Raw genomic sequence first — 23803 nt, forward strand, 5'->3', positions numbered from 1 at the left:
AAAATTGGAGAATTTTTCTTCCAAATATGTTGTTTGGTGGTACTATAGATAAATTTGTGTAAAAATCTTCTGTTAAATATTTGCTATTTAGTGATCTCTACACAAAATTATCTACGATAGCATTTTAAAGCACGAGTGTTATAGACTTTCAATAAAATTATCAAATTTTTGACTAAATTCGGTGGTTTTTAATTTATTGAAAAAAGGCATACCAATAACTCTTCAATTACCATTATTTGGCATAAGATTGATGTCACTGTTTATCAAGCTCAATAAATTCGCTTTCCAATTATCATGTTCGATTAGATGTGTACCTTTAGGTTCAACAAATACTTGCGAACTTATTTTATTGGTTTTGAAATAAAGAAGAAAATCAGGTTCAAAACGATCACCACTATCAAAATCATAAAGTGCAAGATCACTAAAACGTTCATTTCTAACTAAATAGAATTCAATATTTTTGTTTTCAAGTCGCTTTGCATAGTTATCACTAAATCATTTGACAAATTCTTTTTCTTCACTTGTTCCATAATTTTCATTAAAAACATATCATTTTTTAGAACTAAGATCCATTCTAAGTTTTTCGCTTGCTTTACTTTGAGGGTTACCATTTCCGTCTTCATCCTCAACATTAGCAACATATATTAATTTATCTTCAATAACATCTTTAAGATATTTAGGACGTAGAACTTTTTCACCTACACTTGCATCTTTGAGTGAATAAAGATATTTTTCAATATGTTTGAATGCTTCCATAACTGCACTAAAAATATCTCTTCCACTTATTTTTGCTTTCGAGTCATTAGACTTAAAGATAATTTTAACATTTGAACCTAGATAATCAGATGAAGTTAAAAATTCTTGAAGTGATTTAAGATTAGAAAACTTAGATTTTAGAAAATCAAACTTCAGTGTTTCAAAATAAAGCGCACAGCCCTCAAGAATGTGATATTCAACATCTTGAAGATTAAGTTGTTGAACAATTTTAAGTTCTTCTATTTCATTATCTGATTGTGTGTCTAAATCAAAAAGTTTTTCCTCATTAGCCTTAATTTGTCTAATTTTAAAATCAATAGTTTTAGTAAAATTAACTTTATCTTGCTCGCTTGGCATACTATTTTGTTTTGGAACTCTTTTGTTAGTTCAAACTAAAGCATTTTGAAAAAATTCTGAATTTTTAAATTCTTCTTTAAGTTTAATTTCAACTACTTTACCATTATCATCATCAATAAGACCGGTTTGCTTAAGTGTGTTTTGAAGGTCATTAATATAGCGTGAATCGTTTTTGCAGTGGTAATAAAGAGTTTCTAGAACACGATATTTATTGCTTAAGTCTGCATCGAATTTTCGTTTGTTTCGATTCTGTTCATCATTGTTATACACAAAAGGACAATAACGGGCTCCACGTCCAATTAATTGAGCTTCTTTAATTGTATACTTGTTGGTTTTTACACGTGTATTTTCTTGACGTTCATCATGTAGTCTAACAATGTCAAAAAGGTTAAGTACATCTCAACCCTCATTTAGTTGATCAACTACAAAAATACCTCGCAAGACATTGTCTTTATCTTCCAACGTATTGAGCAACACTTGCGTTTGTGCATCAATTGCACTTTCAGTGGATGAGTTAATAATGACTAGTGTTTGCTCACGAAAACTTTCTTTGAGTAGATTAACTAATAATTGATAGTCTTGATGTCCTAAATTTTTAAAGTAACTAAGACTTTGCTTCATAATTGGAATATCAATAGTTTCAAGAGCGATTATATCTTCAATACTTAGTTTTTGAATTTTTTCTTTAAATTCTTCAAAAAACTTCTTACTTTCTACAATTGTTTTTGACTTAAATAAAACCACAGGTTTTATTTCTAAGCCTAAATCATTAAAAAGCATATGACGATATTCACTAATAATTAATGCTATAAGCGATCTTTGTCAATATGTTGTCTCAGAACTTATGTTTTGAAAGTTTTTGGTTCATTTTTCGTCTCTAAAAGTTTTGAGAGGATAGTCAAAAATCAGTTTATCAGCGTATTTTTTATTAATATCTTCATTATTAAGACCTGCAGTTGCACTAAATTCAAGTAAAAGCGATTCGGGATGTTTATTATATAAACTAATTACAGTGTTTTCCCAAGAAGGTTCTTCAAATATCTCGGGTTTTTGTACTTTACTTTTGGCTTTTGTGCTTGCATTTAGATGATGAGATTCATCGCTAATAAATACTACTTTATGATTGCTAAAATCATATTCACTCATAGCATTTTCGCGTGGACTAATAATGTCATTATGTAATTTTTGAATGGTTGTAAAACATATATTAATTGAGTCTTTATCAATGTTTGAAGCTTGAAAATTATCAACAATATTGATTTTTATTGTTTTATTGAAGCATTTTAAAGGCGAAGCAAATAAATATTTTGAACTTGCTGGATTTGCAAAGTTTTCTTTAGTTTTTTCAAGAATATTGGTTTGTGATACAAAGAAAATAAAGTTTCTATAACCTTGTTGATATAAAAATAGAATTAAAGCAGCCATTATTACTGTCTTTCCACTCCCTGTTGCCATTTGGAATAGGTTGTGTATTTTATCTTGAGTACGTAATTTTGTATTACCTTCATCAAGATAATACAAAATAAATGATTGAATTGCTCTAGTTTGGTAATCTCTCAATTTAATTTTAGGATTTAGTCCATTTACAATAAATGTGTCAAGGTCTTTAGGTGGAAAATAATCTAATATATTTTTTAATTTATCAGCTAAATTATTATTCATTCTCTACCTCATAAAATGATTTACTAAATTGTTTGTCAGCTTCACTAATTCCATATGACTCATCATCTATTTGAGAATAATTTACATACAATTTGTTTTTGTTAATTATTGAAATAAGACGAGCTTTTTTCTCATCAAGACTAAGTGAATCAAAAGTACTTAAGCTAGATTCAATTTCTGCTTTACTTAAATAAGGAATTATGTCATTAGAATTTAGTATTTGGTTTTTAACATCAACAATGTTGTATTCAGTTGCTTTTTTTACCAAATCCACTCATTTTTGTGTATTTTGGGCTAATTCGCAGTACACAAATGAACCACCACCAGTTCAATCTGCCAATATTGATTCACCAGTTTGTTCACCATTGATTACTTTATTTAATCTAGAAACAGTAATGTTTTCTATATAATCCATTTGTTCAATACCAATATATTGACGTCGCATTTTATGTGCTACAGCAGCTGTTGTTCCTGAACCAAGAAAGAAATCAAGAACAATATCATCAACTTCTGTTGAATGTAAAATAAGATAATAAATAAAGGACTCTGGTTTAGGGTATTTAAATTCATCGACAAAACCTAATTCTTTCGCATCCTTCGTAGCTACTTGGTTCATATATTCATTAGAGGCAAACCAAAGTGAATTAAATGTATTACCTTTAGTTTTTAAATCAGATAACCATGTTTTATATATGAAACCTCTTTGATTTTTATTGTATTCTTTTTTAAAACAAATTTTTCCTGAAGCAATATGTTTTTCAATTGTATTCTTCGAAAATATTCAATATCTACCATCGGGTGGATAATCTTCTTTACCAGTATATGGATTTCTAATACCAAAGTAATTATTTTCTTTGTTACCTGATTTGGCACTTGGGTTATCACTTATTCAAGGACCTTTAGGATCATTGTCTGTATTCTTATATTTTGATAATTTTTTCTCACCACCAATAAGATTAATATTTTCTTTATTCTTTGCATAGGATAAACAATTGTCGTGTTGAATATTTATACCAGTTTTAGCATCGTTGGTAGTACTTTTAGTCTTGCGAATAAAATCGGCTATAAAATTATCTCTTCCAAATACTCCATCACTTAAAACTTTTAAATATGATCTTTCATGTTCATCGCATGATATAAAAATCACACCATCATCCCTTAATAATTTTTTGGCCAACTCTAGTCTATTCTTCATAAACACAAGTCAGGTTGAATGGTTGAATTTATCATTGTATTGAAAGGAATCATCGTTTCTGTTATAAGGTGGATCGATATAGATACATTTAACTTTTCCCTCATATCTCTTTAATATAGAGCTTAATGCTATAAGATTATTCCCTTTAATAATAAGGTTATCTTTTTCATTAAATGATATGTTTTGTTCTACACCTTGTGAACTATAGCGTTTTGCATTAATTAAGACTTTAGGATCAAGAAGTCTGTTAATATCGTCAAGACCAAGAGTTTCATTAAGCATAACTTCGCTGCGTTTTTGGTCATCTTTGTCTTGATTGCCAACTAAAACACAATCTTTGTAAGGGAATGAAAGTACAACATCGTTGCTTTCGTCAAGAAAGTGTCCATTGTTATCAACCAGGCCAATGCGATTTTTAAAAGAAGTAAAACTATCAGGCATAAAGTCTTTTAGATTGATAAAATCTATGAATTTTTTGTCATTAAAAATTCAGATTTCTTTAACCTTAACAAAGAAATTTTTGCGTATTAACTCATTTGAATAAAGAATCTCCATAAGATCGCTATCATGATTATTAACTGCAGCAAAAATATTACCTAATAAAAGCTTATTTTGTTCAGAAGAATAATACTTATTATTATCTTTAAGTATATCTAATAAACATTGAGTTAATGATGTGATTTTTGGTTCCATATTACTCCTTTCTATTACATCTATTTATATTGTTAAATTCATAAAACGATTTGCTAAATTGTTTGTCAGCTTCACTAATTCCATATGACTCATCATCTATTTGAGAATAATTTACATACAATTTGTTTTTGTTAATTATTGAAATAAGACGAGCTTTTTTCTCATCAAGACTAAGTGAATCAAAAGTACTTAAGCTAGATTCAATTTCTGCTTTACTTAAATAAGGAATTATGTCATTAGAATTTAGTATTTGGTCTTTAACACAAACAATGTCTTTGCTAGTTGCTTTTTTTACCAAATCCACTCATTTTTGTGTATTTTGGGCTAATTCGCAGTACACAAATGAACCGCCTCCCTGTCAGCCTACTAACTGAGATATTCCTCCTTGTTCACCATCAATAACTTTTTTAAGCCTTGCTAGCGTGATGTCTTCGATATAGTCCATTTGCTCAATACCAATATATTGCCGATTCATTTTGTGTGCTACAGCAGCGGTTGTTCCTGAACCAAGAAAGAAATCTAGAATAATATCGCCCTCATTTGTAGTAGCATCAAGGAGTTTTTTTATCAATTCTTCAGGTTTTTGACCTGCACCAAAACTTACACTTTGTTTTGCTCCTACGATCCAATCCATTGAATAAATCCCGTTTTCCTTTGCTTTTATAATGCTTGAAGTCATTATTTTAGAACCTGAACTTGATAATTCAAATGTATAGGTGGGTTTATAAAAAATTTTACTACGCACCTTGCAAAAATGGTAGATTGTTTCATGAACACGAGGCCATATAGTGCTAGTCGCTTTATACCCAAAAGGTTTTCCGCTTTCTCATATTAACTCTTTAAAATAATCAAATCCCAAACTTCTAATCAAAATATCTAAATATGACTTCATATTTTCGTCTATACTTATAAAAATACTTCCATCATCCCTTAATAATTTTTTGGCTAGCTCTAATCTGTTCTTCATAAATACAAGTCATGTTGAATTGTTGAATTTATCATTGTAATTAAATGAATCATTGCCAGTGTTGTAAGGTGGATCGATATAGATACATTTAACTTTTCCTTCATATCTCTTTAATATAGAGCTTAATGCTATAAGATTATTCCCTTTAATGATAAGATTATCTTTTTTATTAAATAATATGTTTTGTTCAATTCCTTGTGAGCCATAGCGTTTTGCATTAACTAGGGCTTTAGGATCAAGAAGTCTGTTAATATCATCAAGCCCAAGAGTTTCATTGAGCATAACTTCACTACATTTCTGGTCATCTTTGTCTTGATTGCCAACTAAAACACAATCTTTGAAGGGGAATGAAAGTACAACATCGTTGCTTTCGTCAAGAAAGTGCCCATTGTTATCAACTAGGCCAATGCGATTTTTAAAAGAAGTAAAACTATCAGGCATAAAGTCTTTTAGGTTGATAAAATCTATGAATTTTTTGTCATTAAAAATTCAGATGTCTTTAACCTTAACAAAGAAATTTTTGCATATTAATTCATTAGAATAAAGAATTTCCAAAAGATCGCTATCATGATTATTAACTGCAGCAAAAATATTACCTAATAAAAGCTTATTTTGTTCAGAAGAATAATACTTATTATTATCTTTAAGTATATCTAATAAACATTGAGTTAATGACGTGATTTTTGGTTCCATATTAGTCCTTTCTTTGCGGTTTTTTGTTGCAAAAACTATAATTAAATTTCTTATCTTGTTCACTTATGCTGTGGGAAGCAAAAAACTATAATTTTGTTTGAATTATATAAAAATTTATCTAAGTTAAGGTGATATTGTTAAGAAATACAACAAAATTTTATAGACATTAGCAAGTATTTTATTACTATTCATAAATACAACAGCAGTTGTTCCTAATTGAGAATCTGTTTTTAATCAATTACAAATTATTTTTGAAAAAGAAGATTAAATAATTAAAACAACCAAACAACATATTTGGAAGAAAATTTATCCAATTTTGTCATGTTGTTCGGTTGTTTTTTTGCCTAATAAATTTAGATTTGTGTGATTGTTATTCTCAAATCTCTTACTAAAAAAGTAAGCAGGAAATAAATTTACACAAAATTTACTACACCACCGTGGATTATTTATTTTGAAAACTAAAAACCTAAAATGTTTATTAAAAATATATGATTATTAATGTTTCATATTAAGAGATTCTAGCAATCCATTAGCTTTTGAAGCCTCTTTTTTAGCCCTGTCAAGTTCTTCAATTTTACTATTTGAAATAGATTCTTTTTGTTTAATTTCCTTATTTGATTGAGAAATCTTCTTATTTAATTTCAAATCCTCTAATAAAGCATTCTGAAGATTATTATTCGTTGTGTTAATCATAGAATCTGCTTCCTTATTTTTTTGGATTGCTTCTTCATTATCTAAAATCGCTTTATCTAATTGTTTTTGCTTTTGATGCAAATCATGAGTTTTATTTTCAAAGTCTTTTTCAACATCTTTTATTTGGCCTTGAATATTGTTCTTATCAAATAAAGAATCATTATTTGATTTCTTAGCATTTTCATAATCTAATTGCTTCTGAGCTAATAAATCAGTTTTATTTTTTACATCTTGATTAGCTAAATTAACCTTATTTTTAGCATTGTCCTTAAGGCTATTAGCATGAAGTATTGCTTGATTTAATTCACTTAAACTATTATTTTTATCTTCCAATTCTTTCTTTTTTTCTTCTAAATTAGTATTTAAATTTATAAGATCTTGCTCTGTTTTCGCCTTATTTTGCGATGCTTGTTCAATCAATTTAGTATTATTTTTTAATTCATTATTTTTATCGGCAACTTCTTTACTTTTATTATTTGTGTTTTCAAGTTCTTGTTGGTACTTTTGATTAGCCAGAGTTATATTATTAAGTGCCTCTTGCAATTTATTATGAATATCGGTTTGTTTTTGAATTAACGCTTGATGATTTTTTTGCGACTCTTGATGCTTAGCATTTGCACCATCTAAAGCCTTTGTTTTTTTATTGACATCTTCTTGTTTCATGCTAGCTTCTTCATTCACACTTTGCAATTTCTTTTCCAAATCTGTCTTGCTTTTTAGCGTTTTTTGGATTTGCTTATTAGCGTCATTAACAGCACCTTGCTTTTGAGATACTGAAGTTGTCTCATTATTAACCTTTTGTTTTAATTCATTTAATTTTTCTTGTAAGAAAGACTCTTTGCTTTTAGCTTCTTGCAATAATTCTTGAGCGCTCTGAAGTTGGTTATTTTTATCATCATGTTCTTGTTTAGCTGATTGCAATCGATGTTCTGCATCTTCTCTGGCTTTTCGCGCTTGTTCTGCCTCAACACGCGCAACTTCTAATCGACTAAGTTTTTGTTTAATTTCTTCTTCCTTATCCTTTACGGACTTTATTGCTGTATTTTGTTTCTGTACAGATTGAGATTTTAGCTGCTCATTGTTAGATTTAGATTCTTCTAGCATCCTTTTATCATTTGTTTTCTTGGTAATATCAACTTCAATTTCTGAAATTTTTCGCGAAGCTTCCCCAATTAGATGTTGTTGCTGATTTATCTGGTCTTCATATTTCTTGAGAGAACTAGTTAAAATAGTTGTATTTTTATTAATTTCAGCAATTTTATTATGAATAGCATTTTCATTATTCTCTTGCTTATCATATTCGTCTTTAGCATTCGACCATTTTCTTTCAGCTTCTTGTTCCGCATTTTGGGCTTCTCTATATAAAGATTCATAATATTTCTTAGTATAGTAATCATCTCTGCCTCTTTTTGAATCATTTCAATCATCAAGTTTTTGTTGTGTGTTAGCTTTTTTTTGTAAATAAGCTTGATATGCCTTTTGTTTTTTATCTGCCAATGAATTCTTGTTTCTTAATATCTTTTCCAGTTCTTTTTCCAAACTATTTTTTGTTTTTAAATTTTCATAAGCATGATTCAATTCATTAAGTTTTTTATTATGATTTTCTTTAATGCCCTCTTGCTCTACTTTCATCCTATTAGCTTGGTCAATATCTTTTTGCTTTTGTGCTAAATCTATAATTGTTTTTTCAAGATCTCTATTTCTTCTTTCGACTTCGCTTGCTGCGCTATCCTTTAGACCTTGAAGCCTTTTTAGTTCTTGCTTTAATATTTCATACTCATTATTCAATTGATTAGCATATTGGTCTTTATCAGTCTCATTTTTTGATGCGCTATCTAGCTCCCTTTGAAATTTATTTCTATCATTTTCTGCGTCGGTTTTTGCTTTGTTTTTCTGCACTAAATCATCATTTTTTTGATTAGTGTTTCTTATTGCCTCTTCTAGCTGAGACTCAATTTCTCGGTTTTCAGATGTGGCTTGTGCTAATGATTTTTTAGCTTCTTCTAATTCCTTGGTTTTTTGATTTAAATTTTGTTGTTTTTGCTTATAATCAAAATTGGATTTTTTTATTTGTTCAGCAATATTGCTTTGAGTTTCTTTTACATTTGACAATTCAGAATTTGCATCTTGCAAATCTTTAGAAATACGAGCTATATCATTAATATTCTCTTTTTCTAATTCATTAGCTTGTTGTACTTCGTTATTTAGTCTTATATTTTCGTTGGTAAGGTCTTCAGCTTTTTGTCTAGCATCATTTGCTTCTTTTTGTATATCTGCAAGTTTTTGATTTGCTAAAGCTAATTGTTGCTTAGCGTTGTTTAACTCATTATTGATTCGGGTTTTGTCAGTATCAAGAGTATTAAGAATTCTATTTATCTCTGCAACTTCATTTTGCATACGATTTATTTCTTTTTCAGATTCATTTTTAGCCCTTAATGCACTATTATATTCATCCGTTTTTGAATTAAGATCCTTAATTTTTTTATTGATATTTTCCTCTTGTTGTTCAAATTCAGAATTAGCACTGTTTTGGGCATTTATCGCATCTTGCAATGCTTTTTTTGCTTCATCTAACTCTTTGGCTTTTTTAGCTAAATCATCAGATTTTAGAATAGCATCTTTATTAACGCTATCATGATCTGAATTAGCCTTATCTTTTTTATTTTTTGCCTCTTCTAGGGCTTTTTTTGCTTCTTCAAGTTCTTTGGTTAAACGCTCAACTTCTTTAGTGGTGGAAATTACATTATTATTTGTTAGTAGCTTATTTTGTTCGGCTGCTTTTTTTTGTTTTTCAAATTCCTTAATTTTTTCCTTAATACTTTGTAATTGTTTTTCCAATTCATCTTTAGATTTTTTGGCTTCTTCTAGTTTCTTATTTGCTTCACTTAGCTCGTTGGTTTTGGAAATAACATCATTATTTTTTAATAAAGCGTTTTTCTTAGCTTGCTCTAGATCTTGTAATGCCTTTTCTCTAGCTTTTTTAGCTTCTTCTAGATCTTTATTTGCTTTATCAAGTTCTGCTTGCTTGTCTTTTTCCTCTAGCTTCAAAGTTTTAAAGTGATGAATTAAAACTGTTTCACCATTATAAATCATCTGAAACTCATAATCAGTATCTGGATATAAAGGTTTTTCATTATTAATCCCAAATGACATAGATTTTTCTTCTTGATTAATAACATGAGTCTTTCTTTGCACATTATAAGGAGTTTTTTTAGCATAAAATAAAACTGAAAAAGAACGATTAGTGTCATCATTTTTATCAATATTTTTTAAATGAAAGATCGCTGAGTTTGCAGTAATTTTCTGGTCTTTTATTTCCAAAGCCAAAAGGCTTTTTTTATCATGCTTATTTTTGTTTGTAAGATAAAAGGCTGCAATAGCTCCGGTTGTAATTGATGCTGCCAATAAAGCTGATGTTAATAAAATAACATTACGTTTTTTTCTTTTTACTTTGTTTTCTTCTACATTTTTATTCATAATTTCTTATACCTCTCTTTGATAAAATTAGCTTTTGTAAAATGCCCAAGATTTTTCAAGAAAATATTAACATTTTTTTTTTTTTTTTGCAAACTTGCTACCAGTGTTTATGTATCATTATGAAATAATGATAAAAAGAGGCTATATGCCGCCTCTTTTATCATGTTTTAAAAAAAATTGCTATCTTTTTAATTTATTCAAATCTTTTTTTAATTCATCCAACTTATTTGTTATTTGCAAAATTTCTTGATTTTTCTTATTAACTTCCTTATTAATTTTATTTAACTCTTGGTGTGTCTCATCCTTGATTTTTGATAATTGCTTAATCGAATTAACCATTTGATCTATGTTTTTTTCATTCTTTGTTTTTTGATTATTAAGGTCTTTTAATTTCTGTGCTAATATCGATAAGGAATTTTCTTTTTCCTTTTGTTGTTTTTCATAGTTAGCAATATTTTTAGACTCCTCATCTAATTGCTTTTTAATAATTTCTTTTAAAAACTGCGATGCTTGTGTTTCTTGCAAAAGAAGATTTTTATTATTTGTTTTAGCTTCAATGTTCTTTTTTTGTAAACTAATGTTCTTATTTTGCTCTTCAATTTGATGTTGAACTTTTGAAATATCTTCCTTAGCTTTTTTGATTAACTCATTTAAGAGAGGAATTTCATCATTAGCTTTTTTTAATTCTTTCATTCTATTCATTAGTTCATTTTTTAGTTCGAGCAATTTATTATCAATAGCATCCTTTGCTTCTTTAGCTTCCTTAAATTCATCATCTTTTTGTTTAACATCTTTTATTTTTTGGGTAACTTTATCATTTTCTTGAGTTAATTTTTCTCCTTTTTCTTTTCTTAGTTCTTCAGCTTGTTTTTTATCTTCTAGTAATTTTTGCAGTAGCATTTCTGCATCTTTTTTCTTTTGTGCTACAGCTGCCATTTTTTGTTTGACATCATCTAATTCATTGGTTTTTTGTTCTAATGATTCTCTTTTTTGCTTAATTTCTTCTTCTAAATTACTTAGTTTATTTTGAATATTGCTTTCAGTTATAAGGTTTTGTTGATTTTTTTGCTCTGCTGCATCTACTTCTTGTTGATTGGTTTGCACATTGCTTCTATTTTGTTCCACTTTTGCATTTGCATCATCATGTTTTTCCTTAGCTTGTTCACTTTTAGTTTTTGCTGCTTCCAATGCTTGCATTGCTTCGGAAATTTCATTTGATTTTTGATTTAAATCACTAGTTTTTTGTGCAATTGTAGTTGAAATAGAAGATAATTGTTTATCAACATTTAGCTTTTTGTTTTTTACATCATCAAATGTTGTTTGAGCATCATTTTTAGCACGTTCTGCCTCAGTCATTTCCTCTGTTTTTTGTGCAAGTGATTCTTTTAGTTTTTTTAGTTCTTGTTGCGAATTAGTTTTTTGCTGATTGAGACTTTCTATTTTTTCTTCAATTTTTTGTTTCTTTTGTGTTTCTTGTTCAATGTTTTGCTGTATTTTTTGATCATTCGTTTTTAATTTTTGTATTTTAGATTCGACATCTTGAACCTTACTTGTAGCACTTTTAAATGAAGCATTAACTTCATTGTTTTTATTTGTTAATTCTTCTTTAGTTTTTTGAAACTCACTTAATTGCGAATCTTTTTGCGAAACTTGTGCTTCTTTAGTTTTTATTTCTTCATTAGCTTGTTTATAAGCTTTATCTGCCTGCTCTTTTGATGATTCAGCTTGCTTCCACTCTTCTTCTGCTTTTTTAAATAATTTTTCTTTTTGGGCTAGTTCTTGGGCCGCTTGTTCTTTGGCTTTTTCATTATCATCTAAGGCCTTTTTAGCGCCTTCTTCTTGCTTTTTGAGTTTTTGCAATGTTTTTTCGAGTTCATCTCTTTCATTTTCTTTTGCATTTAGTTGTTGCTCTAATACATCTTTTTCATATTCATAATCATAATCAGCATCTGAAATTTTTAATTTTAAGTCATCAATTTCAACCGATATTTGATCTAGTTCATCTTTTTTACGGTTTACCTCAGAATGTAATCTTTGATGTTCATCGAGCCATTCACGATATTTTTTATCAATATTGGATTTTTTAGATTCGGCTTCTTTCTTAACTTTATTGGCCTCTTCTTTTGCGCTTTGTTTCGATTTTAATTCTTCAGTTTTCTTATCTAAATCATCTTTTGCGGTTTTGGCTTTTTCTTTTGCACTTTGTAATTCGGCCTCAAGCTTTGATTTTTGCTGTGTTATAGTATCAACATTTTTTGAAGCCTGCTCTAATTCTGATTCAGTTTTGCTCTTTAATTTTTTAACTTCCATTAAGTTTTGCTTTTCTTTTTCTAGTTCTGCTTGAGCTTGTGCTAATTCAGAATTGTTTGTCTTTCCTTCTGCTTCTTTGTCTTGTATATTTTTAATAGCGTTAGTTAATTGTTGCTGCTTTTGTGCTTCTTGTTGATTAATTTGCTGATTTTTTAATTCTTCTTGCTGTATTTTTTCGCTTAATTGTGCATGTTGTTTATTGATTTCTTCTAAAGAATCTTTTTTATTTTCCAATTCAACACTTGCTTTATTTTCTTCTTCAGCTAGCCTATCAACCTCCTTTTGCAGCCTATCTTTTTCTTGGTTAGCTTCTTGTATTTCTTCTTGAATTGTTTGTTTTTCTTTGTTTTTTTGAGTCAAATCAGATTCTTTTAACTTAGCATTTGCTTTTGCACTTTCAAATTCATCTTTGGCTTTTTGCTGATTTTCTAATGCAATATCCAATGATTTCTTAGCCATATCTAAATTCTTAGCTTTTTGTTCTAACTCATTTACACTTTGTTGTGAATTTTTCTTTGCTTCTTCTAACTTTTGTATCGCTTCTTTTTGTTTTTCTAATGCAGCTTGCAATTCATTTGTTGCAACATCGACTGCTTCTTGTTTAATGCTTGCCTCACTAGACTTTTTTTCTAGTTCTTTTGTTAATTGCTCTATAAGTGCTTCAGCATCGCTTATTTGTTTGCTTAGAGATTCTATTTTATTTTCTACTTCTTGATAATTTAATTGAGCTTCTTTTTGTTTTTGCTTTAATTTTTCAAGCTCATCTTTTAAAGCTGCTAGTTCTTGCTGTTTTCCTGAAAGATTTTTGTTGGCCTTATCTTGTTCTTCAGTAACTTGTTTTATATTTTCTTTTACTGTTTGTATGACTTGATTAGCGCTATCTTTTATATGCTTTTGTGACTCTAAATCATTCATTTTTCTTTGGACATCAGCTTGTAATCTGTTTAACTCTTCTTGAAGTAACTTGTTTTGATTCTTAGTTTGCTCTAAGTCCTTTTTAGCTTGCTCTAATTCCTTAGTTTTTAATGCTAATTTCTTAGCTTTTTCTTCAAAAACTTGTTCTGCTTTTTTAAAATCCGATATGGTTTTTTCGTGCTGTGATTTTAGATTATCTAGTTGTTTTTTTATTTCTTCTAAAATCCGACTATGTTCTAAAACTTCTTTTTCTTTTTTTATAGTCTCATTTTCTATTTGCTTTAATTTATCCTGAGATTCTGCATTTAAAGCCTCAAAATTTTCGATATTTTTATTTATTTCATTAATTTTTTTGTTTAATATTTTTTTCTTATTTTTTAGCTTTAACAGCATGTTTTTAGCAAGAGATAATTCTCTTTCCTTCTGCTCAATAACCTTTTTATTTAAAGATTGCAAATTAGAGCTATCTTGTTTTTTGCTTATACTATAAACAAAAACAGAACCAGCTGCCACAACTAAAGCAGACGATAATGATAAACACAATGCTAAGGTAATTTTCTTTTTTTTCATTACAATACCACCTATAAAAAATGCTTTATTTTAATGTATATATATAAATTATTTAATATAAAATAAACTAGCCTAATATCGGTTTTTAATCAAAACAATATATATATATATATATATATATATATATAGTAAGACATATACTAAAAAACAGATAATAAATGGTACTTTATACTCATTTTTTATGCTTTTCTTGCGCTTTTTTTAGGATTAGTGCTAATAAATTATTTAATTATCACCTTATCTATTTTTTTGTTTTATTTTGTATTTTTTCTTATTTTGCATGTTTTAACATGTCATATATTAAGATAAATAAAAAAGTAAAACAAGAAACTTCTAAATGAAATTGGTTGTTTTACTTAAAAATATTTTTTATCTTGTTTGGGTGGCTTTTAGTAAATCTTGTTTAGCAGCTTCTAGACTCTCGGTTTTTTCTGCGACATCCTGAATTTTTTGACTAACTTCACTAGTAAGTTTATCTAATTCTTTTTGTGCTAATTCTTTATTTTTTAGTTCTTGTTGAATTTTAGTACCAAAATTATTGATTTTTGATTCGGCTTCTGCTTTTTGATTTTTAATATCTTCTAATTCTTTATTTATTTCAGTTATTAAATTTGTTTTAGATTCAACATCATTTTGTTGTTTCTCTATTTTTTTATTTGCATCATCTAGCAGTTTTTCCTTCATTTCCTTAGGAAATTGAACGGCTTGTTTTTCTTGCAATGCAACATTTACAGCATTTTGCTTTTCTTGAATATTTTTTTCTTGTTGGGAAATGTTTTTACTTATATTTTCAATTTCTTGGGGTGCGTTGGCAATTGTTTCGCTAGCTTTTGCTATAGCCTCTTTTATTTCTTTTATTTGTTTATTTGTATTACTTAAATTACTATTAGCATCATTAAATTTTTGAATTGCTTCATTATGTTTTTGGTCAGCAATATCTTTAGCTTCCTTTGCCTTAGATTCAATGCTTTTAACTTGATTTACTGCTTCGATTTTTGAATCAACTTCCTTAGTCTTTTCGTCTAATTTCATTTTGGCTCTACTTGCATTTTCTTGTGCTTGCATTCTTTTGTTAGAAAGATCAGTTTTAGCAATTTCTAAATCAGCCTCCGCAGCTTGTTTTTCTTTTTTAGCTTCCTTATTTTCTTGTTGCGCAGTTTTTAAATCATTTGTTGCTTGCTCCAAGTTTCTTGTTTTTTGTTGGAAATTATGATCAGATTCATCAAAGGTTTTCTGGGCTTCATTTTTCTTTTGAACTAAGTCTTGATTATTTTTTTCAGATTCATTTTTAGCTAATTGTTTTTCCTCAAATTCCTTTGTTTTTTGAGCTAAATCAGTTAATGCGCTAGTTTCTCTTTTTGTGGATTCTTCATTTCTAGTTTTTGCTGCTTCAAGCGCTTCTTTAGCTTTGGAAATAATATTTTTTTGTAGGTTTATATTACTTTTTGTTTGAGCAATCTCGGTTGTTAATTCTTCTAATCTTTCGAAATAGCTATCCTTTTGTTGCTTAATTTGTTGGTAAGCGTCTTCAGCTACACTAGATGCTTCCTCTTTTTGAGCCTTTTCTTCTGATTTTGATTTAAATTCTGGTTCAATTTTGGCTTTTTCAGCTTCGGCTTCTGTTTTCTTAACATTAGCTTCATCCAAGGTTTGTTGCGCTTTTGCTTTATTTTCATTTGCGTCAGCTAAATCTTTTTCAGCTTGCTTGATTAGTTTATTAGTTTGCTCTATTTCTTCATTTTTAGCAGCAATTTCATTTTTGGCTTGTTCAATAGCTGTATCAGCATCATTTTGAGACTTTAATAGAGCCTCAACTTCCGCTTGAAGTGTATTTGTTTCAGCAAGAGTAACTCTAGCTTTCTCTTCCGTAGCTTTCAAAGTATTTAAAGCAGAATTATACTTGGCACTTGCCTCACTTTTGGCGTTATTATAGCTTTCTAATTCAGCTTCTAGACGTCTTAATAACTCGTCCTTCTCTGCTATTTGTGCTTTAGCATTTTCTAGTTCTTGTTTTTTAGTGTTAACAGATTCCTGTGTTTTGACTTTTTGTTTTTCTAAATTATCCTTACTAGTCTTTTTATTATTTCTTTCTCGCTCTTTGTTGCTTAATTTAGTCATTGCGGGATTAAAGGTATTTTTAAGATAATTAAAAGCTTCTTTATCAGCTTTTGAAAATTCAGCAAAATCAATTTTTTTTGCATTTAATTTTTTTGTTAAATCTATAACTTTTTCAAAAAGTCTATTTTTCTCTTTTTCTACCTTATTAAATTCCACTTTAGCCTCTTGGGCTTCTTTTTCGGCTTTTTCATATTCAGTATTTGCACTAGTAATTTTAGCTTCTAATTTAACTAATTCGTCTTCTAAAACTAGAATTTCCTGAGCTAATGTATCTTTGTTTTGCTCAGCTTCCTGCTTTGCCTGCATTGCTTCACTCTTAGCAGTTTCTTTTTGACTTAATTCTAAAATTCTTTGATCTAGTTCGCTTTTAGCTTCGTTCTCATTATTTCTTTTTTCTGCCAATTGTTCTTCAATCTCGGTTTTTTCTTGCAGTTTAGACTGGTATTTAGCATCTAATTGCGGAAATTTTTGCTTTGTATCATCCGATATTTTTTGGTCTTGTTTTTGTTTATTCTTAATTTCTTCTAATGAACGCTGTATTTCGGTTATTTTATTTTTTAATTCTTGAATTTCAACTGGTTTAGTTTGCGGTGCATTTGTAGCATCTTCTATTTTCTTCAAGGCTTCTAATCTTTGTTGCTCTATTTCGGCAACTTTTTGTTGTGCTTGTTCAAATTGTTGAGCCACTTGTGCATATTCTTTTAAAACTTGTTCTAACTCATCTTTCTTTTCTTCAAATTTAACTTGCGCCTCTTGTTCTTGCACTTGGAGATCATCAAATTTTTGGCGTAAATCGCTTTGATTATTTTCAAGAACTTCTTTTTCTTTTTCAAGTTTATTTTTTTCTTCTTCGTTTTGGGCTAATTCTATTGTTTTTTGATCTAGATTTTGTTTTGCATCAACTATCTCTTGTTTAGCATTTTGCAATTCTTGTTGTGCTTCAATCAAGGCTTGATTAGCATTATTAAATGATTCTGTCTTTAGTTTTAAATCTTCATCGCTTATCGACAAGTGTTTTTTTGCTTCATCTAGTTGCATTAAAACAGTGTTGTGAGGTTCTCTAATTTTTTCTATATCATTAGATAAATTATTTACTTCTTCTGTTTTTAGAGTAATCATATTGTCAGTTTCTTTGATTTTTTTAACAGCTTCTTCAATGCGTTTTTCATTATTTGTAACTGCTTCTGATAATCCATCTAATTTTTGCTTAGCCAACATATATTCATCAGAAAGTTGATTTTGCTGCGTTTTTAATTGATCTAATTCGCTTGTTATGCTATCTAGATCTTTCTTTTTTGATTCATACTCAGTAGAAACCTTACTTGCCTTATCCGAAGCATTTTTCTTCTCATCAGTAGCATCTTGAATAGCTTGCATTAATTGTGGTAAGGACTGTTCCTTTTGAATTAATTCCCCTGATTTTTGTTGACTTAAAATTTTGGCATCTTCCAATTGCTTCTGTGCTAATTCTTTCTTTGTTTTTGCTTCTTTTAATAACTTATTAGCTTCTTCTAATTGCGCTGTTTTTAAATTAAAATTCTCTAATTTTTCATCAAAAAGTTTTTTGGCGCTATTAAAATCAGATTGAATTTTTTTCTGCTCTTGTTTAGCATCTTCTAACTTAGTCCTCGCCATCTCTAAAGCACTATTAGAAGTGCTAAGTTCTGCTTCCTTGCTAACTAAATTTAAACTAGCTTGGTCTATCTTATCTTGGATATCTTGATTTGAAGATTGAATATTTTTAATATTTCTTTCAATATCGCTAATTTTCTTACTCAATTCTTTTTGTTTATCTTGCGCTTTTGTTAACTTATCTTTTGCAGATTCTAATTGCGCTTGCTTTTGATTAACAAGTTTTGTTTTTTCGGCAATCAATAAATCTCTTTGAAGCCTTATTTGATTGCTTTTTTTAATCGACGTATAAGTTATTGCTGTTGCTCCAGCAATAACTAAGCTAGCTGACAATGTTAAACACAATGCCAACACTAGTTTTTTTCTTTTCATCATAATTATTCCTTTATAAAATATTTCATCAAGACATATATAACATTATGCTTTTTATGACTAAAATCAATGTTTTTTTATATTAATACAATAATTTATATATGCACTTATATTGTATAGAGCACGAGAAAAAAATTATAATATTTCCTAAATATTTTTAATAGTAACCAATTTTAATAACATATTTTTTATAAGTTTATGTCTTTATATTATAAGAGATTCATACATCAACAAAATTAAAAAACAACTTAAAATAAGTTGAATTTTAATTTTTTTAAATTTCATTTTTTAATTTTATAAATAGTTATGCTTCTTAAAATTGTCTTGCTTCATAATTTATGGCTCTAAGTAAAAAAAATAAAATTTATATGCTAAAAGTCGTTATTTTATTTAATTTTTAATGCTAGCGATACAAAGTCATTTGCATTTAGCGAACCCTTTCCAACAAGATATCCGCTCAAATTCTTTACTTGTTCCAATCTTTCTATACTATTAAAGCAAACAGAGCCACCATATAAAACAGGAACATTTTTATCTAATTCATTGTGAATAAAATTTACAACATTTTGGATATGTTCAACCTTTGGAATAATTCCATTACCAATACAATAAACAGGCTCATATGAAATAATTAAATTATTATAATCACTAATGCCTTTTAGGGCGCTTTGGATTTGCTTTTGTAAAACATCAAACGTACGGCCAGTTTCGAATTCGTTTATCGATTCCCCGATACATAATATAGTTTTAATATTAGTTTTTTTAAGATGCAATATTTTTTGGTTGATTAATTCATCAGTTTCGCTAAATAATAATCTTCTTTCACTATGCCCGATAATTACAAAATCAACATTTGCTTCAATTGCCACATTAAGCGATACTTCACCAGTATAAGCACCATTTAATTCATGGAATATATTTTGCAATCCAAATAAATAACTACGCTGAGGATTATTATAAGCTATATATGTGCTATCAAATGAAGGGGCAATGCCAATCTTAATGTTATTTAATTTGGCTTTATTTTCATCTATGAGGTAATCAAGAGCATCGATATAAGATTCGACATCTAAAAAAGTTTTATTCATCTTAAAATTTCCGATTAAATATTTCATAAAAATTCCTTCTTTTGTTTTTTTAATTTATTATTAATTAAAATTCTTATAAATGTATTGCTAGCATACCAATAACTAGTGTAAGGGACGAAATGCCGATAATGAGATATGAAGCCAAGTTAGTTGATCCTAAAATATTTTTGTTCTTGCTTTTTTTTGCTTGTTCGATATTATAAGCATTTCTTTCACTATTTAAAATCTTATCTTTTTCAAATTGATTCATACCAGAATAATATTTAGCCTTAGCACGCATGTTAATGCGATAATTATGATAAAAGCTTAATATCGGCGAGGCCAATCCTTTACCAAATCCGCTACGAGAAATTAAGACCAATAAGCCAATACCCATAACAGTTACACAACCAACACTAATTGCATTAGACCATGTTATTTTTACAGAACTCTGCTTTTTTAAAAAACCTGTTAATAATATCATTAAAATCATTAAAAAAATTGAAATAAAAAAATAAATAATATTACCTAGTGTTCAGCTTCGTGATCAATAACTTCCAGATTTTCTATATTGACTTTTTCTATAATTTTTTTTCTTCATATCTGTTCTCTTTAATTACTAATTATACTTAATTAATTATAATTAAAACAGATAAAAAAACATTAGACAATATTATTCGTCTAATGTTTAGTTAAACTATTTTTTAACTCATTTTGCAATTTGTTCTTTTGTTCCGTATATTCAATGTTCTTTATCAACTTGATAATTAATTGGCATATTTGGAAACTGTTGCTCATAAATATAATCAATATTAAATGAAACATTTTGAAACTTTTCATTAGCATTTGATATTTTGGGAATTGCCTTAAACAAATTAATTGTATATGGGTGTAAAGGATTATTATAAATAGCTTCCGTTTTACCGCTTTCTACAATCTTGCCTAAATGCATAATTTGCACATTATCTGCAACATATTCAATCATACTCAAATCATGGGCAATAAATATTAAACCAATATTTTTTCTAATACATAAATCTTTTAATAAATTAACAACTTGCGCCTGAATAGAAATGTCAAGAGAAGCAATTGGTTCATCGGCAACAATAACTTTTGGTTCAGTAATCAATGCACGAGCAATAACAATACGTTGTAATTGTCCGCCACTAAATTCATGTGGATAGCGATATGCAAATTGTTTTAATAAACCAACATCTTCAAGAGAACGATAAATAATCATTTTATACAATAATTCTGAAATTAAATATTTAGCAAATGGAAATGAAAACTTATAATCATAAAGATTAAATCTTTTAGACCATTTCGTATGATGAACGTCAACATTTTCACTATTTTTCTTATTAAGATTTAATTCAACTCATTTATAGTCAATGCCAAGTAATAGATAAATACGCTTAATGTCTTTTCTTAAATAATCTCTTTCGATATTAAATGATTTTAATGTATCCTCTTTCAAGGCAATATCAGAGTTATACATTTTAACAACAGTATCTTTATCTTTTTTGATAGCCTGAATTTTTTCAAGAATCCTTTTGATATCTTTATTTGTTTTAAAAATATTTAGGTCATTAGGTTTTGCTTTTAGTGATTCTTTTAATACGTTATATTTCTCGGTTAGAGAATTAATTTTAGTATCATAAAGATTTTTAACATATTTAATGAATTCAAATTTATGTTTTTTGTATAAATCATTGCAAATAGTTTGATCAGCCACTAAACGTTGATACTCTGCCTTTTCAATTTGGATTTGTTGATACAAGTCATCAATAATTTTCTTATAACTTACTAAGAAGTTAGAGCGACCTTGCAAATACAGTTCTTTGGCCTCTTTAAGTTTTTTATGCGCTTGTGACAATTCTTGATGTGAATATTGCGGAATTTGTTTTAGCGCTATTCTTTGCTTTAAAGTAGATATTTGTGAATTTAATTGTTCTAATTCATCGCGAAAGTTTTGCTCATTTCTATTGGAAATTTCGGTATATTTAGAAAAATCAAACTTAAAATTTTCTTTTAATGTTTGCTTAATTTGCGCTAACATTATCTTTGAATACTCAATTTTTTCTAGATGTGTATTATAAAAGTTCAAAACATAACTTTCAAGCTCTTTAACCAATTGTTTTATATCTTCATAATGTAAAAATGTTAGACATTTTTTTAATGAATTCAAGGTCATCACTCTTGCTTTGAATAGATATTCATTTTTTAAATTATACAAATAGAAATCTAAATCAGTAGACATTAGTCGGGCAATATTCACTAAGCCTCTTTCATTTTTATTTTCCACACAGAAGTTACTAAACGTATTTTTAGAAATATAAATTTGATGTTTATGCTCTTTTATTAGTTGTTTTTTCTTAGCAAGAAGATATTCCAATTCCTTCATATCATCATATTGTTCGCAAGATAAACAACTTAATTTACTAATTTTCTTAAATTCTTCTTGTGCTTTTCGATATGCTAATTCTTCCTTAGATAATTCTTCGCGACGGTATTTAGATTGCATTTCATAATAGAAATTTATCAACGACGAAGCGTTTGAATACATATTATTAATAATCAAACTTTCCATTCTTTGTTTTTCTTCTAGGTAAGCATAAAACAACGAAAAGTTATCTTCACGGCTCAATTCCTCATCTAATTTAAAATCAGCGAATGCCTTTTTTCATTTTGAAAAGAAAGGATTAGCAAGGCGGTTAATTTCTTGATAATTTTGAAGTTCTAGCTTCATGGCTTGAATTTGAAATGTATATTTAAATGTTTTTTTGACTTCTAACCAATCTTTGAAAATATCATTTATTTTAGTTTTCATTATACCGTTGACTAATAACGGTTCTCTTAGGATTGTATAAATATTTTGTTGACTATTTAAAGAAGCATGAGGATCTTGAAAAATCATTTGAACGTTTTTACGTAGATATTTTTTAAGCGATAGGCTAATATGCTTACCTGAAATTATTTTATCTTCTAGTCGCACAAATCCATTATAGTCATCATAAAGTCTCAATATTGTTCTACCAACAGTTGTCTTCCCTGAACCAGACTCGCCAATAAGACCAACAATTTCTCCTTCATGAAGATCAAAAGATACACCATCAACAGCTTTATTAATGATACCTTGACTAACAAAATATTTTTTAAGATTATCAATTGATAATATAACTTTTCTTTCTTCTTTATTTTTCATTTTGAAATGCCTTTTTAAATAATTCTAAACGATTTTGTAGATCTTTTGTGAGTTCAACCTTCGGTGCTTCAGGACTTAATAATCAAGTAGCGGCTGAGTGTGTTTCAGTTATTGGGATTAAAGGAGGTTCTTTGATAAAATCAATTTCAAGAGCATAATCATTACGAGGAGCAAAAGGGTCACCAACAGGAAGGTTAGCCATATCTGGTGGTGTTCCTTTAATGTTATACAATTTTTCCTCTTTTGATTCAGGAATAGCAGATATTAAAGCTCATGTGTATGGGTGAGCGGGTTGTGTAAAAATTTCTTCTTTCGAACCTTTTTCAACAATTCTTCCGGCATACATAACATAAATATAATCACAGAATTTCGCAATAACGGAAATGTTATGGCTAATTAAAATAATGGAAATCCCCATTTTTTGTCTAATTTCTTCAAATAAAGCGAGAACACTAGCCTGAACAGTAGGATCAAGAGCAGTAGTTGGCTCATCAGCAATAATTAAATCTGGTTTAAGAGCAACTACCATAGTAATAACAATTCTTTGTTTCATACCACCTGACAGTGTATGAGGATAAGCACTAAAAATCTTTTCTACATCCCTTAAACCAAATGTTTTTAATAAACCCAATAAATAGGATTTTTTTTCAGTATATGTTTTAGCACTTCACTCAGTATTATTATTAAGTGCATCTAATAATTGTTTTCCAATGGTGCGAGTTGGGTTTAGCGATGTTAAGGGGTCTTGAGGGATATATCCAATTTTTTGACCTCGAACAATTTGCCAATATTTTTCTTTTTTAAAAATGTTGCTTAGTTCCAAATCACCAATTTGGATTTTATCAGCACTTATAATTCCATTCTCATTAACATTAATTAACGTTTTTGATGTTACTGATTTGCCAGAGCCTGATTCACCAACTAATCCTACAATTTGCCCACGCTTAACATCCAAGTCGACACCACGAACAATATGAATAGTTTTTTTTCTGCCTGCTGGAAAACTTACATGTAAATTTCTTACTTCTAACAATTTATCATCTTCCATTATTTCTTGCGATTGAAATCTAGAATATAAATATGATCGCTTTTGAGTAGTTTGTTTTTTAATTTGTGACATA

General features: G+C 28.4%; 10 protein-coding genes. All 10 read right to left on the reverse strand.

Annotated features, from left to right (window positions below):
* Window positions 1-138: 138 nt before the first annotated feature.
* Window positions 139-2775 (reverse strand): DEAD/DEAH box helicase family protein, encoded by a 2637-nt coding sequence (locus tag ACSH4Z_RS01585; protein WP_438340864.1) that lies wholly within the window; start codon window positions 2773-2775, stop codon window positions 139-141.
* Complete coding sequence (locus ACSH4Z_RS01590; RefSeq protein WP_438340865.1) at window positions 2768-4663, reverse strand: DNA methyltransferase; 1896 nt, start codon at window positions 4661-4663, stop codon at window positions 2768-2770. The genes ACSH4Z_RS01585 and ACSH4Z_RS01590 overlap by 8 nt, the downstream gene beginning before the upstream one ends.
* 1 nt (window position 4664) lies before the next feature.
* Window positions 4665-6323: a DNA methyltransferase gene (locus ACSH4Z_RS01595; protein WP_438340866.1), complete on the reverse strand. Its 1659-nt coding sequence runs from the start codon at window positions 6321-6323 to the stop codon at window positions 4665-4667.
* A 495-nt stretch (window positions 6324-6818) separates the two neighbouring features.
* Window positions 6819-10493: a hypothetical protein gene (locus ACSH4Z_RS01600; RefSeq protein ID WP_438340867.1), complete on the reverse strand. Its 3675-nt coding sequence runs from the start codon at window positions 10491-10493 to the stop codon at window positions 6819-6821.
* Between the two features lie 180 nt (window positions 10494-10673).
* Entirely contained in the window at window positions 10674-14288 is a 3615-nt protein-coding gene (locus ACSH4Z_RS01605) for a hypothetical protein (RefSeq protein ID WP_438340868.1), read from the reverse strand.
* A 369-nt stretch (window positions 14289-14657) separates the two neighbouring features.
* Window positions 14658-18413: a hypothetical protein gene (locus tag ACSH4Z_RS01610; protein WP_438340869.1), complete on the reverse strand. Its 3756-nt coding sequence runs from the start codon at window positions 18411-18413 to the stop codon at window positions 14658-14660.
* Between the two features lie 383 nt (window positions 18414-18796).
* The gene (tpiA, locus tag ACSH4Z_RS01615) at window positions 18797-19525 is read right to left on the reverse strand and encodes a triose-phosphate isomerase (RefSeq protein ID WP_438340870.1); all 729 of its coding nucleotides are present in this window, start codon (window positions 19523-19525) and stop codon (window positions 18797-18799) included.
* A gap of 46 nt (window positions 19526-19571) precedes the next feature.
* Complete coding sequence (locus ACSH4Z_RS01620) at window positions 19572-20078, reverse strand: hypothetical protein (RefSeq protein ID WP_438340871.1); 507 nt, start codon at window positions 20076-20078, stop codon at window positions 19572-19574.
* A 96-nt stretch (window positions 20079-20174) separates the two neighbouring features.
* Window positions 20175-22682: an ATP-binding cassette domain-containing protein gene (locus ACSH4Z_RS01625; protein WP_438340872.1), complete on the reverse strand. Its 2508-nt coding sequence runs from the start codon at window positions 22680-22682 to the stop codon at window positions 20175-20177.
* Window positions 22672-23802, reverse strand: a complete 1131-nt coding sequence (locus tag ACSH4Z_RS01630) for an ABC transporter ATP-binding protein (protein ID WP_438340873.1) — start codon at window positions 23800-23802, stop codon at window positions 22672-22674. Before ACSH4Z_RS01630 ends, ACSH4Z_RS01625 begins: the two co-directional genes overlap by 11 nt.
* Window position 23803: the final 1 nt, after the last annotated feature.

This window comes from Mycoplasma sp. 125, from assembly GCF_051549845.1.
Classification (GTDB): domain Bacteria; phylum Bacillota_I; class Bacilli_A; order Mycoplasmatales; family Metamycoplasmataceae; genus Metamycoplasma.